The 15,603-nt window shown below is 67.6% G+C and carries 16 protein-coding genes; 8 read left to right on the forward strand and 8 right to left on the reverse strand.

Annotation, left to right across the window (positions count from 1 at the left end):
- Positions 1-16: 16 nt before the first annotated feature.
- Together PV762_RS22440 and PV762_RS22445 are read right to left on the reverse strand one after the other, a co-directional pair.
- Positions 17-2,404, reverse strand: coding sequence for a DNA translocase FtsK (locus PV762_RS22440; RefSeq protein ID WP_421037189.1), 2,388 nt, complete (start codon positions 2,402-2,404; stop codon positions 17-19).
- Positions 2,405-2,491: 87 nt separating this feature from the next.
- The gene (locus PV762_RS22445) at positions 2,492-3,160 is read right to left on the reverse strand and encodes a Crp/Fnr family transcriptional regulator (RefSeq protein ID WP_088383470.1); all 669 of its coding nucleotides are present in this window, start codon (positions 3,158-3,160) and stop codon (positions 2,492-2,494) included.
- Between the two features lie 203 nt (positions 3,161-3,363).
- On the opposite strand from PV762_RS22445, the gene trxB reads away from it, so the two are divergent.
- The 3 genes from trxB (at position 3,364) to rpmG (ending at position 5,004) form a co-directional block, all read left to right on the forward strand.
- Positions 3,364-4,323, forward strand: a complete 960-nt coding sequence (gene trxB, locus PV762_RS22450) for a thioredoxin-disulfide reductase (RefSeq protein ID WP_297530090.1) — start codon at positions 3,364-3,366, stop codon at positions 4,321-4,323.
- Positions 4,324-4,577: 254 nt separating this feature from the next.
- Positions 4,578-4,811 carry a 50S ribosomal protein L28 gene (gene rpmB, locus PV762_RS22455; RefSeq protein ID WP_088407487.1) on the forward strand — a complete coding sequence of 78 codons (234 nt, stop codon included), beginning with the start codon at positions 4,578-4,580 and terminating at the stop codon, positions 4,809-4,811.
- 22 nt (positions 4,812-4,833) lie between these two features.
- Complete coding sequence (rpmG, locus tag PV762_RS22460) at positions 4,834-5,004, forward strand: 50S ribosomal protein L33 (RefSeq protein WP_067273562.1); 171 nt, start codon at positions 4,834-4,836, stop codon at positions 5,002-5,004.
- A gap of 109 nt (positions 5,005-5,113) precedes the next feature.
- Here rpmG and PV762_RS22465 read toward each other — a convergent pair whose 3' ends face one another.
- The 3 genes from PV762_RS22465 to PV762_RS22475 form a co-directional block, all read right to left on the reverse strand.
- Positions 5,114-5,632 carry a DUF3016 domain-containing protein gene (locus tag PV762_RS22465; RefSeq protein ID WP_421037192.1) on the reverse strand — a complete coding sequence of 173 codons (519 nt, stop codon included), beginning with the start codon at positions 5,630-5,632 and terminating at the stop codon, positions 5,114-5,116.
- A 151-nt stretch (positions 5,633-5,783) separates the two neighbouring features.
- On the reverse strand, positions 5,784-6,995 hold the full coding sequence (locus PV762_RS22470) for a DesA family fatty acid desaturase (protein ID WP_421037193.1): 1,212 nt from the start codon (positions 6,993-6,995) through the stop codon (positions 5,784-5,786).
- 236 nt (positions 6,996-7,231) lie between these two features.
- Complete coding sequence (locus PV762_RS22475; protein ID WP_421037194.1) at positions 7,232-8,500, reverse strand: RsmB/NOP family class I SAM-dependent RNA methyltransferase; 1,269 nt, start codon at positions 8,498-8,500, stop codon at positions 7,232-7,234.
- Between the two features lie 70 nt (positions 8,501-8,570).
- Between PV762_RS22475 and PV762_RS22480 the strand changes: the two genes are divergently transcribed.
- Positions 8,571-8,849, forward strand: coding sequence for a DUF1653 domain-containing protein (locus tag PV762_RS22480; RefSeq protein WP_421037195.1), 279 nt, complete (start codon positions 8,571-8,573; stop codon positions 8,847-8,849).
- 29 nt (positions 8,850-8,878) lie between these two features.
- On the forward strand, positions 8,879-9,529 hold the full coding sequence (locus tag PV762_RS22485) for a DUF1345 domain-containing protein (RefSeq protein ID WP_421037196.1): 651 nt from the start codon (positions 8,879-8,881) through the stop codon (positions 9,527-9,529).
- A 3-nt stretch (positions 9,530-9,532) separates the two neighbouring features.
- Here PV762_RS22485 and purN read toward each other — a convergent pair whose 3' ends face one another.
- Entirely contained in the window at positions 9,533-10,171 is a 639-nt protein-coding gene (gene purN, locus PV762_RS22490; RefSeq protein ID WP_421037197.1) for a phosphoribosylglycinamide formyltransferase, read from the reverse strand.
- A gap of 157 nt (positions 10,172-10,328) precedes the next feature.
- Here purN and trpS point away from each other — a divergent pair, with 157 nt between their 5' ends.
- From trpS to PV762_RS22505, 3 genes are read left to right on the forward strand one after another with little or no spacing between them, the layout of a single operon-like run.
- Positions 10,329-11,345, forward strand: a complete 1,017-nt coding sequence (gene trpS, locus PV762_RS22495; protein ID WP_421037198.1) for a tryptophan--tRNA ligase — start codon at positions 10,329-10,331, stop codon at positions 11,343-11,345.
- 28 nt (positions 11,346-11,373) lie between these two features.
- A complete protein-coding gene (locus PV762_RS22500; RefSeq protein WP_421037199.1) occupies positions 11,374-11,892 on the forward strand; it encodes a DUF3717 domain-containing protein in 519 nt (172 codons plus the stop codon).
- Entirely contained in the window at positions 11,889-13,277 is a 1,389-nt protein-coding gene (locus PV762_RS22505; protein WP_421037200.1) for an MATE family efflux transporter, read from the forward strand. The genes PV762_RS22500 and PV762_RS22505 overlap by 4 nt, the downstream gene beginning before the upstream one ends.
- A gap of 37 nt (positions 13,278-13,314) precedes the next feature.
- On the opposite strand, the gene PV762_RS22510 is transcribed toward PV762_RS22505, so the two are convergent.
- On the reverse strand, positions 13,315-14,835 hold the full coding sequence (locus tag PV762_RS22510) for a HAMP domain-containing sensor histidine kinase (RefSeq protein ID WP_421037201.1): 1,521 nt from the start codon (positions 14,833-14,835) through the stop codon (positions 13,315-13,317).
- A gap of 13 nt (positions 14,836-14,848) precedes the next feature.
- Positions 14,849-15,562: a response regulator gene (locus PV762_RS22515; protein ID WP_331612855.1), complete on the reverse strand. Its 714-nt coding sequence runs from the start codon at positions 15,560-15,562 to the stop codon at positions 14,849-14,851.
- Between the last annotated feature and the right edge of the window lie 41 nt (positions 15,563-15,603).

A 15,603-nucleotide genomic window follows, 5' to 3' on the forward strand; every position in this document is an offset into this window, starting at 1 on the left:
TTCATCTGCATCGTCATCAATCGTCCCGCTTGGGCACGATGATGTCGCGGTTGCCGTTGGTGGCCATCGACGAGACCACACCGGATTTCTCCATCTGCTCCAGCAAACGGGCGGCCCGGTTGTAGCCGATGCGCAGATGTCTCTGCACCAGCGAGATCGACGCCCGCTTGTGCTGAAGCACGATGGCCACGGCCTGGTCGTACATGGGGTCGGACTCGCCGTCCCCGCCCGCCGTCAGGCCGGGCAGTCCGTCGCCGCCGCCATCGCCGTCGAGCACGCCCCCCTCCAGGATGCCCTCGATGTAGTTGGGCTCGCCCTGCTCCTTCAGGTATTCGACGACGCGGTGCACCTCGTCGTCGCTGACGAACGCGCCGTGCACGCGCACCGGCAGGCCGGTGCCCGAGGCCATGTAGAGCATGTCGCCCATCCCCAGCAGCGCCTCGGCGCCCATCTGGTCGAGGATGGTCCGCGAGTCGATCTTGCTCGACACCTGGAAGGACAGCCGCGTCGGGATGTTGGCCTTGATCAGGCCGGTGATCACGTCGACCGACGGGCGCTGCGTGGCCAGGATGAGGTGGATGCCGGCCGCGCGCGCCTTCTGCGCCAGGCGGGCGATCAGCTCTTCGATCTTCTTGCCGACGACCATCATCAGGTCGGCCAGTTCGTCGATGACGACGACGATGTGCGGCAGACGCTCCAGCGGTTCCGGCTCTTCCGGCGTCAGGCTGAACGGATTGGGGATCTTCTCTTCGCGCTCGGCCGCGTCGGCGATCTTCTTGTTGAAGCCCGCGAGGTTGCGCACGCCCATCTTCGACATGAGCTTGTAGCGGCGCTCCATCTCGTTGACGCACCAGTTCAACGCGTTGCTGGCCTGCTTCATGTCGGTCACGACCGGCGCCAGCAGATGCGGGATGCCCTCGTAGACGCTCATTTCCAGCATCTTCGGGTCGATCAGGATCAGGCGGACGTCGCGGGCCTCAGCCTTGTAGAGCACCGACAGGATCATCGCGTTGATGCCCACCGACTTGCCCGAACCGGTCGTGCCGGCCACCAGGCAGTGCGGCATCTTGGCCAGGTCGGCTACCACCGGCAGGCCCACGATGTCCTTGCCCAGGCCCATGGTCAGCGGCGACGCGGCGTCGGCGTAGACCTGCGAGCCGAGGATCTCGGACAGCCGGATGGTCTGGCGGCGCGCGTTCGGCAGCTCCAGCGCCATGTAGTTCTTGCCCGGGATCGTCTCGACCACGCGGATGGAAGTCAGGCTCAGCGAGCGTGCCAGATCCTTGGCCAGGCCCAGGATCTGCGACCCCTTCACGCCGGTCGCCGGCTCGATCTCGTAACGCGTGATCACCGGTCCCGGCGACGCCGCCACCACCCGCACGTCGACACCGAAGTCCTTCAACTTCTTCTCGATCATGCGGCTGGTCATCTCCAGCGATTCCGGCGTCACCGTCTCGACGCGCGGCGGCGGCGCGTCCAGCAGGTCGACCTGCGGCAGCTTGGCGTCGGTCGGATCGGTGAACAGTGTCTGCTGACGCTCCTTGATGACGCGCGTGGACTTCGGCACCTCCGCCACCGGCGGCTCGATGACGATGGGGATGTGGTGCTCTTCCTCGACCAGGCGCTCGACCTCGACGACGGCTTCGCGCTCCCGCTTGGCCTCCTTGCCGACGCGCTTGTCCTCGGCGATCTCGCGGCGCGCGGTGCGTTTCTCGATCAGGGCTTCGATCCGGGTGCCGATCTGTTCGGCCAGGCGCAGCCAGGAGAACTTCAGCGCGAGCGACACGCCGGCCACCAGCGCCGCGATCCACACGACGCCGGAACCGGCGAAGCCCAGCAGCTTCATGCTCAAGGGCCCCAGCCAGTAGCCAAGCACGCCGCCGGCATGCCCGCCGGGCAGGTACTCGTCCCATCGCCACAGTCGCGTCCACTCGAGCGAGCAACTGGCGGCGATCAGGAGCACGGCGCCGGCCAAGGCAGGCAGGCGATCCTTGATCGTGGGCACGGGCGAACCGTCGGCGCGCAGCATGCCCGCCAGGCCGCTCAGCCACGCCCGCAACGAGAGCAGCATCAGCCACCAGCACGAGTAGCCGAAGCCGAACAGCATCAGGTCGGAGATCCAGGCGCCGAGCGCGCCGACGCGATTGTGCGCCGGGGCCGCGGTGCCGGCGGTGCTGAAGGCCGCGTCCGCGCGGTCATGGCTGATCATCGCGAGCAAGACCAGGCACCACACCAGCGCGCCGAGCAGCAGCCACAGCGGCGTGCGCAGCGGACTGGGGGACGTCGGCGGGGCGACGGGCGGCGCCGCCTTCTTGGACTTGCGTGCCGGCGCGGGGCGCTCGGGGGCGCTGGCGGGGGTGGCGGCGTCGTCACCGCCGCCCAGCAGGGAACCGGGAAAACTCATTCCTCGATTGTGACGCACAAGCCCCGCGTCCCGGACGCGGGGCTCCCCACGAAGGTGAAGAAACGTTGAAGCGCCGATCGAGGCGCGTCAGTCGTGCTGCAGACGCTCCTTGATGACCACGGAGCCGTTCTCGAGCGTCTCGATGACGCCCTTGTCCTCCAGGTCCTTCATGACGCGGCTGACCATCTCGCGCGACGCACCGACGACCTTGGCCATGTCCTGCCGCGATACCTTGCCGCGGATGATCTTCACACCCTTCTCTTCCTCGGCCATGTCCAGCAGCGTGCGTGCGACACGGCCGTAGACGTCGAGGAGCGCGAGCGATTCGATCTGGCGGTCCGCGTTTCTGAGGCGCGCGACGAGCCCTCGCAGGATGCCGTAAGCCAGGCTCGACGACTCCGGCAGTCCGCGACCGAAATCGGCGCGGCCCAGCACCAGCATGTCGGTCTGCACCTCGGCGCGCACCGTGGCCGAGTGCGGCTCGTTGTCGATGAGGCTCATCTCGCCGACGTAGTCGCCGGGTTGCAGCACCGCGAGGATCACTTCGCGGCCGCGGCTGTCCGCGGTCAGGACACGGGCGCGGCCGTTGAGCAGGATGAAGAGCGCGTTGGACTTGGTGCCCTGCTCGACGATCAACTCGCCGCGTTTGAAGCGCCGTTTGACGACGCTGTCCGCGATGGACTGGGCCTGGTCGGCGGTCAGCAGGGAGAACAAGGGAACCCTGCGGATCAGATCCAAGTTGGACAACATGGCCATGAAGGGATGCCTCCTGTCGGTGGTTAGGGTCAATCGTGGATCTCAGGATGGCAGACGGACCCGCCACCTAGAATGGATGCATTGTGCCAATTTGTTCACGCCTGTTCATAGGGTCAACGCCATAGGCCGCCCGCGCGTCCCCTTAGGCTCTCCTCCCTGCCCGGTCCCTTGCGACCGATGAACGCACCCCCATCTCCCCCGTCATGAGCCAAAACACCCGCCACGCCCAACTGCTGATCCTCGGTTCCGGCCCCGCCGGCTACACCGCCGCCATCTACGCGGCGCGTGCCAACTTGAAGCCGCTTCTGGTGACGGGCATGGCGCAAGGGGGTCAGTTGATGACCACGACCGAAGTGGACAACTGGCCCGCGGACGTGATGGGCGTGCAGGGTCCCGAACTCATGCAGCGCTTCCAGGAACATGCCGAGCGCTTCCAGACCGAGATCGTCTTCGACCACATCAACAGCGTCGATTTCTCCAAGCGTCCGTTCACGCTCACCGGCGACAGCGCGGTCTACACGGCCGATGCGGTCGTGCTGGCCACCGGCGCCTCGGCGCAATACCTGGGACTGCCGTCGGAAGAATCGTTCATGGGCCGCGGCGTCAGCGCCTGCGCCACCTGCGACGGCTTCTTCTATCGCGAGCAGGAAGTCTGCGTGGTCGGCGGCGGCAACACCGCCGTCGAAGAGGCGCTGTACCTGTCCAACATCGCCAGCAAGGTGCACCTGATCCATCGCCGCGACAAGTTCCGCGCCGAGCCCATCCTGGTCGACAAGCTGATGGACAAGGTCAAGGCCGGCAAGATCGAGCTGCACGTGTTCCACACGCTGGACGAGGTGCTGGGCGACGCCAGCGGCGTGACCGGCGTGCGCATCAAGAGCACGCAGGACGGCACGACGACGGACGTCAAGCTGCAAGGCTGCTTCATCGCGATCGGCCACAAGCCCAACACCGACATCTTCGAAGGCCAGATCGAGATGAAGGACGGCTACATCCGCACGAAGAGCGGCCTGGAAGGTTTCGCCACGATGACGAGCGTGCCGGGCGTGTTCGCCGCCGGCGACGTGCAGGACCATGTCTATCGCCAGGCCATCACCAGCGCCGGCACGGGCTGCATGGCCGCACTGGACGCGCAACGTTTCCTGGAACAGGAATCGGCCTGATCCTCGCGTTTTCCGCGACCGCGGCGCCCAGGGAGGGGCAGCCGCCCGAAGCCACCGACCGGCCCGCCTTTGCGCGGGCCGGCCTGTTTCTGCTACACTCTTCGTTTCCCCGCGCCATCAACCTGTGAAGGATCTTGACGCGAGGAAGATGGGATACCGCCACCCTATGGCGAGGTGAGGCCGCCGCCCGCGACTCGACAGCAAGGTCGGGACGATTGGGACGGTCGCCGGATGACCAGTATCGGAGTGTCCACATGGCACGCGTCTGCGAAGTCACGGGCAAGAAGCCCATGGTCGGGAACAACGTTTCCCACGCCAACAACAAAACCAAGCGCCGGTTCCTCCCGAACCTGCAATACCGCCGTTTCTGGGTCGAAAGCGAAAACCGCTGGGTCCGTCTTCGCATCAGCAACGCAGGTCTGCGTCTGATCGACAAGAAGGGCATCGACGCCGTGCTGGCCGACCTGCGCTCGCGCGGTCAAGCCTAATCACTGAACCAGGAGCGACACCATGGCATCCAAAGGCGGACGCGAGAAGATCAAGCTGGAATCCACTGCCGGCACCGGTCATTTCTACACCACCAACAAGAACAAGAAGACCACGCCCCAAAAGCTGGAATTCATGAAGTTCGACCCGAAGGCACGCAAGCACGTGCTGTACAAGGAAACCAAGCTGAAGTGATTCAGCCCGGTCCTTGAAGAAGAAAACCCGCCTCTTGGCGGGTTTTTTCATGGGCAATCGACACGGTCTGCGGCAGCGCAGCCATGGCCACAATGCCACCCCCTCCCGGTCAGCGAACCGGCGCCAGGCGCGTCTTCCCCAGCAACTCACGCGCCATCCAGTCGTCGATCATCTTCTTCTCGTAGCGCATCGGCTCGGTGTCGAAGTAGCGGTTGCCGCCGCTGTTCTGGTAGTCCATGTCCTTCAGGTCGGCCTTGCCGGATTTCAGCACCTGGCCGTTCTCGCTGAGCGTGTAGGAGAAGCTCATGCGCGGGATCGTCACCGACCGGAGGATACGGAGGCGGTCCGTGCGCACGCGCGGCTCGACCTCGCCCGCCAGGTCGACATCGGTGACATCGATCTTGAGCTGCTTGCCGGGGAGCTCGCGCGTCGCCAGCGCCTTGAAGTGCTCCTCCAGTTGCTTCATGGCGTTGTCGCGATCCACGCCGGCCCAGCCGATGTCGGAGAAGTTCTCCGGCTTGATGAAGTTGACTTCCGCCTGCGCCTGCGCGGCTGCGGCGATCGCGCCCAGGCTCACGCTCGTCAGGCCGAGCAGCAGGGTGCGCTTGAAGAGGGTCGAAGCCATCATGTCAATCTCCTTGTCTGAGAGTCCGAACAAATTATGGGCGCCGCCAAGAAAAAAGGCGCCCTGTAGGGGCGCCCTTTGCATTGCTTCATCTGCGGCTCGGTGATGGCCATCACCCTGGATGGCCAACCCGGCGAGACGACGAGGGAAATTGTCAGGCGCGCACAGCGCGCAGACCGGTCGCGAAGGCCTTGAGTTCAGCGATGCCGCTTTCCTCGGCCTTGCGGCACCAGGTTTGCAGGTCATGCACCAACTGCTCGGCCGACACGTTCGTGCGAGTCCACAGCTGACGCAGCTCTTCGCGCATCGTCACCAATTTGTCGAGCACCGGGCTCGCCGCACGGGCGCCGTCGAGCTGCGCCTGATACGCCGCTGGAATCTTCTCGGCGTCGCGATGCAGCCAACGGGTCGCCAGCTTGAACTGATGGAACTTGACGCTGTGCTGCTCGCCCGCCGCCTTGAGCTGGATCAGCTCGGCCTTGCAGGCGCCGCGCAGGCCGCGCGCATATCGCGCCATCACTTCATAGCGGTTGGCGATGATGGCTTCCAGCGTGTCCTTGTCGGCCACGGCCTTCAGCTCGCCGGTCTTGATCTGCGGCGCCGTCTTGCGGACCTTCGCCCAGCCGATCATCTCCATCGCGCGGATGTAACCCCAGCCGATGTCGAACTCGAACGGCTTGACCGAGAACTTGGCCGACGTCGGGTAGGTGTGGTGATTGTTGTGCAGCTCTTCGCCGCCGATGATCACACCCCACGGTGAAACGTTCGTCGACGCGTCCTGCGCCTCGAAGTTGCGATAGCCCCAATAGTGGCCGACGCCATTGATCACGCCCGCCGCCCAGATGGGAATCCAGGCCATCTGCACCGCCCAGACCGCCATGCCGGCCACACCGAACAGCGCCAGGTCGATGATCATCATCAGGGACACGCCCCACACCGAGCGGCCGCTGTAGAGCTTGCGCTCGATCCAGTCGTCCGGCACGCCGTGGCTGAACTTCTTGATCGTTTCCTCGTTCTTGGCCTCTGCGCGATACAGCTCGGCACCACGCGTCAGCACCGTCTTGATGCCGCGGGTGACGGGGCTGTGGGGATCGTCATGCGTCTCGCACTTGGCGTGGTGCTTGCGGTGGATGGCGACCCACTCGCGGGTGACCATGCCGGTCGTCAACCACATCCAGAAGCGGAAGAAATGCGACGGGATCGGACCCAGGTCGAGGGCCCGGTGCGCCTGCGCGCGGTGCAGGAAGATCGTCACGCCAGCAATGGTGATATGCGTCACCACCAAGGTGAAGACGACGATCTGCCACCAGTTGGCGCCGGTGAGGCCATCGATCATCCACGCCAGGACGGCGTCATGCACAGACATCAATACGTTCATTCGGTCCTAACCCTGCTCGCAAGGAGCCAGTTGTCCACAGGAAGCCCCCATTGTAGGCGACGCTCTCTAGAAATCGCCCGGATGTAAGCCGCTTTACCGCCGGTCTTTTGACGCTTCACGACCGGAAGGGCCTGAAGACGTGATCGAACGAACGGCGCCACCCGTTCGCATCAAAAACAACTCATCGTTCGGGCACTGAAATCCAGCGGCGGCGGCCAGCAGGCTTACTTCTTCCGTTCCCAGACGGCCGCGAAGAAGCCGTCGCTCTGGTGCCGATGCGGCCACAGGCGCAGATAACCGTTGTCGGTCAATTGCGCGGCCTGGTCGGCATCCACCTGCGCATGCGTGAGCACATCCTGCGCGGGCATCAGCGTGAAGTCCGCCTGAGCCTCCGTGAAGGCTTGCGCCACCCACTCGTTCTCCGCATCCAGCAAGGAGCACGTCGCGTACACGAGGCGGCCGCCCGGCTTCAGCAGGCGGGCCGCGCTGGTCAGAATCGCGAATTGCTTGTCCTGGAGTTCCCGGATGCTCTGCGGCGACTGGCGCCATTTCAGATCGGGGTTCCGGCGTAGCGTGCCCAGCCCCGAGCACGGCGCGTCGACCAGCACGCGGTCGATCTTGCCGGCCAGGCGCTTGACGCGCTCATCGCGCTCGCTGCTGATCTGCACCGGATAGACATTGGACAGTCCGCTGCGCGCCAGACGCGGCTTGAGCCGGTCCAGGCGGTGCCCGGAGACGTCGAAAGCGTACAGTCGGCCCGTATTGCGCATCGCGGCCCCCAGCGCCAGGGTCTTGCCGCCGGCGCCAGCGCAGAAATCGACCACCATCTCGCCGCGCTTGGCTTCGGTGAGGAGGGCCAGCAGTTGGCTACCCTCGTCCTGGACCTCCACCTGGCCGCTGGTGAAGACGTCGAGCTTCTGCAGCGCCGGCTTGCCTTCGAGCCGCAATCCCCACGGAGAGAAAGGTGTCGGCGCGGACGCGAAACCCTTGTCCTTCAGCGCGGCCTGGACGTCCTCGCGCTTGGCCTTCAGCAGATTGACGCGCAGGTCCAGCGGCGCGGACGAGTTGACCGCGTCGGCCAGCCGCCAGAATTCCTCATCGCCCAGACGCTGCTTGAGCGGCTCCACCATCCAGTCGGGCAGGTTGTGCCGCAGCTTCTCCGGCAACCTGTTGCGGTCGACCTTCGCCACCTGCTTGAGCCATTGCTGCTCCTCGTCGACGATGGCGGCGCGCAGGAAGGCTTCACTGCCCTCCCAGGCGAGGATCGCCAGGCGCCGCGACATCGGACCGCGTCCCGACTGGGCCAGATGCTGCAGCACCGCGCGCTTGCGCAGTACCGCATAGGCCGTCTCGGCGACGGTGTGGCGCTCGCGCTGGCCGAGGGCCTTGTGCGCGCGGAAGAAGTCGGAAACGAGGGCGTCGGCGGGCTTGTCGAACAGCAGCAGGCTGTCCACCAGTTCGGCGCAGAGTTCAAGAAGGGCATTAGGATGCATCGCCCGATTATCCCAGGCTCCGGGGCGGGACCGCGCCCTGCCCTGCTTCCGCCGCCACGCAATCTCCGCCATGAGCGATTCCCACACGACCCAGGCCCCCTCGACACACGGCGCCGGCGACCCGCTGCCGCCCTTGCCGCAGGCCCCCGCCGGCCGCTACCGCCACTACAAGGGCGGCGAGTACGAGGTCCGTGGCGTCGTCCGCCACAGCGAGACGCTGGAGGCGCTGGTGCTGTATGCGCCGCTCTACAACGACAGCGGCCTGTGGGTGCGCCCTTACGACATGTTCTTCGGCAGCGTCGAGATCGACGGCGTCACCCGGCCGCGCTTCGCCCTCATTCAGGCATGAGTCCGGACTGACCCGTGGCCGGAGGTCCCATGCCCTTGCTGCACCAGATCAAGCGCCGCCCCCGCCTGTTGATCGGCGCGGCCACCGGCGCCCTGCTGGCCGCCGCCTGGCCGGTCGATCTGGCCTGGCACACGCGCGCGCTGCTGGGATGGAGCGCGGGGGTCTGGACCTATCTCGTGCTGATCGGCTGGATGATGTTCCGCACCGACGCGGAGGACGTCGAGGAGCAGGCCAGCGCCGTCGCGGACGGCGCACCGACCGTGCTGGTCCTGGCCATCCTCGGCGGCGCCGCGAGCATGGCGGCGATCGCGCTCGAACTGGCGCAGGTGAAGGAGTCCGGCCTGCTGCAGGCCTGGCCGCACCTGCTGGTGGCGTCGGCGACGCTGACGGGCTCCTGGCTGCTGCTGCCGGTGGAGTTCGGGCTGGCCTACGCGTCGCTGTTCCACAGCGGACCGAAGGCGCCGCACGGGCTGGAGTTCCCCGGCGACGAAGACGCGCCCGACTACCTGGACTTCTTCTACTTCGCGGCGACGGTCGCGGCGACGTCGCAGACCTCGGATGTCGTCGTCAGCGCGCGTCCGATCCGGCGGCTGGTGCTGGTGCAGGCCATCCAGGCCTTCGTGTTCAACACCGTCGTGCTGGCGCTGACGATCAACTTCCTTGCCGGCATGCTCGGTTGAGCGTCAGCTGAACATCTGCGACTCACCACCGCGATGGAGGACACGGGCGCCGGCGATCTCCAGCTGCCCCTCGACGAACCAGCGCACGGCGCTCGGATACATGCGGTGCTCGAGCTTGAGCACCCGTGCGGCCAACGCCGCCTCGTCGTCGCCGTCGAGCACCGGCACCACCGCCTGCGCGACGATCGGCCCATGGTCGAGTTCCGCCGTCACGAAGTGCACTGTCGCGCCGGCCACGCGACAACCGGTCTCGATGGCGCGCTGATGTGTGTGCAGCCCCGTGAAGGCCGGCAGCAGCGACGGATGGATGTTAAGCATCCGGCCCGCGTAGTGGCCGGTGAACCCGGGCGTCAGGATGCGCATGAAGCCGGCCAGGACCACCAGATCCGGCGCGAAGCCGTCGATGACGCGCCGCAGTTCCGCGTCGAAGGCCGCACGGGCCGCGTCGCCCTTGCCGAAGGCCTTGTGGTCGACGACCGCGGTGGCGACGCCCTGCGCCCGCGCGAATTCGAGGCCGCCGGCATCCGGCCGGTTGCTGATCACCGCGGCGATGCGGGCCGGCCATCCCCCGGCTGCGCAGGCCTGGACGATGGCCTCCATGTTGGAGCCTCGCCCGGAGATCAGGATCACGATGTTCTTCATGGGCCGGCAGTGTAGCCAAGGGCATCGGCATGACCGGTGTCGACCGGTCCGCCGCTCCCTACAATCGCCCTCCCGCCGTTGCCGTTCCGTCGTCGACCGACCGGCCTCCTTCCGAGACCGCCCGCCCCGGCACGGCCACCGCCCCAGCCCTCCGCCAATGACCGACCACCCCACCCTCACCCCGCGCCAGCGCGTGTTGTCCGGCATGCGCCCGACCGGCGCGCTGCACCTCGGCCACTACCACGGCGCGCTGAAGAACTGGGTGCGGTTGCAGGAGGCTTACGACTGCTTCTTCTTCGTCGCCGACTGGCACGCGCTGACGACACACTTCCAGCACCGCGAGGGCCTGGAGCAGAGCGTCTACGACATGGTCGTCGACTGGCTGGCCGCCGGCGTCGATCCGGAGCAGGCGACGCTGTTCATCCAGAGCCGCATGCCGGAGCACGCCGAGCTGTTCACGCTGCTGGCGATGAGCACGCCGTCGAGCTGGTTGGAGCGCATGCCGAGCTACAAGGACCTCGTGGCCGAGAACCGCGAACTGGCGACCTACGGCTTCCTCGGCTATCCGCTGCTGCAGGCGGCCGACATCCTGATCTACAAGGCCGCCTTCGTGCCGGTGGGCGAGGACCAGGCGCCGCACGTCGAGGTGACGCGGGAGGTCGCGCGCCGCTTCAACCACCTCTACCGGCCGCCGTCGGCGCCGCTGTTCCCGGAACCGCAGGCGCTGATGACGGAGACGTCGCGGCTGCCCGGTCTGGACGGCCGCAAGATGAGCAAGACCTACGGCAACGCGATCGCGATGCGCGACGCGCCGGAGGTCGTGGCCGACAAGGTGCGCAAGATGCAGACGGACCCGCAGCGCGTGCGCCGCGGCGACCCGGGCGAGCCCGAGCGCTGCCCGGTCTGGGCGCTGCACAAGGTCTACGCCGACAGCGACACCCGCGCCTGGGTCGAGGCCGGCTGCCGCAGCGCCGGCATCGGCTGCCTGGACTGCAAGGAACCGCTGATCGAGGCGATCCACGACGAGCAGGCGCCCTGGCGCGCCCGCGCCGACGAACTGCTCGCCGATCCGAAGAAGGTCCACTGGATCGTCGAGGTCGGCACCGAACGTGCCCGTGCGGTGGCACGCAAGACGCTGCGCGAAGTGCGCGCCGCGATGGGCATCGACTACTGAGACGACACCGAAGACAGAAACGACAGAGATGGCCGGCATCCACATCACCGACCTCGAATCCGCCATCAACTGGTGGCGTCAGCGCTCGCCCGGCGACGGCGTGACGCTGGGGCCCGAGCTGCGCGCGCTGGCCGAGGTCTATGCGCTGATGGTCTTCCGCCATGAGACCGAGTGCGACGAGGACTCGATGCCGACGCCCGCGCTTGCGGCCTGGATGCGCTGGTATGACACGACGCCGGACGCGCCCTGCATCGCGATCTGCTCGACCAGCCAGGGCGACGAGCTCTGCAAGGGCTGCGGCCGCAGCTTCGACGAAGTCCAGAACTGGCCGGTGCTCACGCCGGGCGAGAAGCGCGCGACCTGGCGACGGATCACGATCGAAGGCACGGCGTGGCGCTTCAACCGGTATTCGGAGCGTGCCATCGAACTGCGCGGCGCCGGCGGGACGGTCAATGCGGTCAATGCGGTCAATGCGGTCAATGCGGTCAATGCGGCCGGTGCGGCCGAAGCCGGCGGAGCCGACACGGCCGGCAAGGACTCCGCTTGAGCGCAGCGCTCCACGGCCGGCTTGAGAGCCTGCGCCAGATCCTGCCGCTCGCGTGGCCCGTGTTCATCGGGCAACTCGCGGTGCTGGCGTACTCGACGATCGACACGCTGCTCGTCGCGCGCCATTCGGCGATCGACCTGGCGGCGCTGGCGGTGGGTTCAGCCGTCTACACCTCGGTCTTCGTCGGGTTGATGGGCGTGGTGCTGGCGATCTCGCCGGTCGCGGGTCAGCTCTTCGGGGCGAAGCGCATGGGCGAGGCCGGCGACAGCCTGCATCAGGCCGCATGGCTCGCGCTGGCGCTCACGGTCGTCGGCGAATTGATCCTGTGGTTCCCTCAACCCTTCCTGGCGATCTCGCAGGTGGGTCCCGAGATCGCCGCCAAGATCCGCGACTACCTGCGCATGCTGGGCATCGCGCTGCCCGCCGCCCTGCTGTTCACGGCCTATCGCGGCTTCAACACGGCCGTGTCGCGCCCCAAGGCCGTGATGGCGCTGCAGATCGGCGGGCTGTTGCTGAAGTTCCCGGCCAGCGCGCTGCTGATCGGCGGATTCACGCTCGGACCGCTGCATGTGCCGGCGCTGGGCGCGGTTGGCTGCGCGATCGCCACCGCGATCGTGATGTGGAGCCAGTTGCTCATCGCGCTGACCGTGCTGCGCCGCGACCCGTTCTATGCCGATTTCGGCTTCGCCCGCGGCGGGTTGCATCGGCCGCGCAGGGCCACGTTGATGCGACTGCTGAAGCTTGGCGTGCCGATGGGCGCCTCGGTGTTGATCGAGGTCACCGGTTTCACCTTCATGGCGATCTTCATCGCGCGGCTGGGCACGACGCCGGTGGCGGGCCATCAGCTCTGCGCCAACCTCGTCGCGATGATGTTCATGCTGCCGCTCTCGCAGGCGAACGCCTGCAGCACGCTGGTGGCGCAGGCGATGGGCGCGCGCGACTACGCGGCGGCGCGCCGGCTCGGCTGGCACGGGCTGGAGATCGCACTGGCGATCGCGTTCGTGCTCGGCGGCGTGGTCTTCTCGATGCGCGAACAGGTGTTGGGTCTGTACACGAGCAACGCCGCCGTGATCGCCGCCGCCCTGCCCCTGCTGGGCTGGCTGTGGCTCTTCCACGTGTCCGATGCCGGCCAGACCGTGGCCGCCTTCGTGCTGCGCGCCCATCACATCGCGACCGCGCCGATGCTCATCTATGCGTTCGCGATCTGGGGACTTGGCCTGGGTGGCGGCTACTGGCTGGTCTTCGGCGATCACGCCGTCGCGCTGCCCGCGATCATGCAAGGCGCCATGGGCTTCTGGAGCGCCGCCTCGGTCGGACTCGCGGCCGCCGCGATCGGCCTCGGCATCCTGTTGGCCCTGGTGCATCGCCGAGAGATCGGGCCCTGAGTCTCCGCAGAGTGTTCAGGGGGCACCGGGCGACTCGTCAGGCCTGGCTCAGCGGCAGCGTCATGACGAAGCAGCTCCCGCCGCCCTCACGGGCGTCGCAGCGCACGGCGCCCTGATGCGCCGTCGCGATCTGTTTCACGAGGCTCAGCCCCAGGCCCACGCCGCCCGACACCTCGGCATGGCCGGGCAGGCGGAAGAAGGCTTCGAAGATTCGCTCGCGCATCGGCTCGGGCACGCCCGGCCCGCGGTCGCAGACCTGCAACTCGACGCGGTCCTGTCCGGCGCGGCGGACCTTGAGCTCGACGACCGGTCCGCCGTAGCGGCGAGCGTTCTCGAGCAGGTTGCGCAGCGCCCGGCGCAGCAGGCGATCGTCGCCGTTCAGCGGCAGGCGTGCGATGCCGTCCTCGATCTCCAGCTCGGCATCGCCCAGCGCGGCGGACTCGGCGGCGATGGCCAGCAGATCGACCGGCTCCAGTCTCAGCGACTGAGCACCGCCTTCGAGGCGACTGGCCAGCAGCACCTCCTCGACCAGCGCGTCCAGTTCGACGATGTTGGTGTTGATCTCCTGGCCCAGCCGCGCACGTTGCGCGGGCGACGCATCGTCCAGCATCGAGAAGGCCATCTTCAGCCGTGCCAGCGGCGAGCGCAGCTCGTGGCTCGCGTTGGCGAGCAGGCTCTTCTGCGATCTGAGCAAGGCCTCGATCCGTTCGGCGGCGAGGTTGAAGCTGGTGGCCAGCGCGGCGACCTCATCCTTGCCGTTGTCCTGCACGCGGAAGCTCAGGTCACCGGCGCCGAACTGCTCGACGCCGGACTTCAGCGATTCGAGGCGGCGCGTGAGTCGGCGCACGACCGGATAGGCGCCCACCGCCACGGCCATGAAGAGCGCCGCGAGCAGCACGGCCAGCGCTTCACCGCTGGGGCGTGGCACCCAGGCGGGCAGCCAGGATCCATTGGCCGCGTCCTCGCGACGTTGCTGCTCCAGGCGCTCGAGCATGCGCAGACGCATCTGTTCCGCTTCCGGGCGAGGCTCGCGGCGGACGGGATCGCGCGCGTCGTTGGGCGGCGGACCGTCGACGAACGGATCGCGGCGTTCGCGCGGCAGGCGGTGCGGACCGCTCGCCGCACGCGCGTCGGCTTCGAGCTTGTCCTGGCCGGTCGGGCCGGACGCGCCCGGCGGACGCGCCAGGCGCAGGAACAGCAGGTGGCGGCCGTCGTCCAGCGGGACACGCTGCACGCGCGAACCGGGCAGATCCTCACGCCGCTCGAACAGCGGCGAGGCGCCGATGCGGCGCCCTCGCGAATCTTCCAATGCCAGCGCCATGCGCAGGCGCTGACCCCAGTCCTCGACGGCGTCGGCCTGCTCGTCCGTGGACGCCGTCACCGGCGGCAGGGCGCGCTGCACCAGCACCGCGAGCGCCACCAGCCGCTCCGAGGCGGCCTGCTCGAAGGTCCCGCGCTCCTGCTCGATGCGGCCCTGGAAGAGCCACGCCGAGCCCAGCGCAAATGCCAGCAACACCACCACGACGGTGATGTAGATGCGCAGGTACAGCGCCTTCACTGCGTCGCAGCCTTCATTCCAGGCCTTCGGCGTCCTGCTTGCGTGCGAACACGTAACCGGCACCGCGCACCGTCAGCACGCGGCGCGGGTTCTTGGCGTCGTCCTCGATGACTGAGCGGATGCGCGAGATGTGCACGTCGATCGAGCGGTCGAAGGCTTCCAGCGGATGACCCTTGAGCGCATCCATGATCTGGTCGCGCGACAGCACCCGGCCCGGACTCTGCGCCAACACGACCAGCAGGTCGAACTGATGGCTCGTCAGGTCGCAGGCATTGCCGTCCAGGCGCACCTGGCGCGCCGCCAGATCGATCTCCAGACGGCCGAAACGCAGCACCTCGTCGCCCATGGCCTGGGGTTCGGTGCGGCGCAGCAGCGCCTTCACGCGGGCCTGCAGTTCCCGGGGTTCGAAGGGCTTGGGCAGATAGTCGTCGGCGCCGAGTTCGAGGCCGAGGATGCGATCCATCGGCTCGCCGCGCGCCGACAGCATCAGCACCGGCAGACGGCGCCACCGCTTGTCGCCGCGCAGCTGGCGGCAGAACTCCAGGCCATCGCCGTCGGGCAGCATCAGATCCAAGACCAGCAGCTCGAACTGGCCGGACTCGAGCTCGGTGCGGCCTTGCGCCAGCGAACCGGCGAAGCTGACGTCGAAGCCGGCGCTGCTGAGGTAGTCGCCCAGCATCGCGGTGAGCCGGGCGTCGTCGTCGATCAGGAGCAGTCGTGGGTTCATCGGGCGTTGCGGTGCAGCCACCGACCGGGCCGGATCGGCCA

Origin of the sequence: Mitsuaria sp. CC2 (assembly GCF_048957715.1) — a bacterium.
Taxonomy (GTDB): domain Bacteria; phylum Pseudomonadota; class Gammaproteobacteria; order Burkholderiales; family Burkholderiaceae_C; genus Roseateles.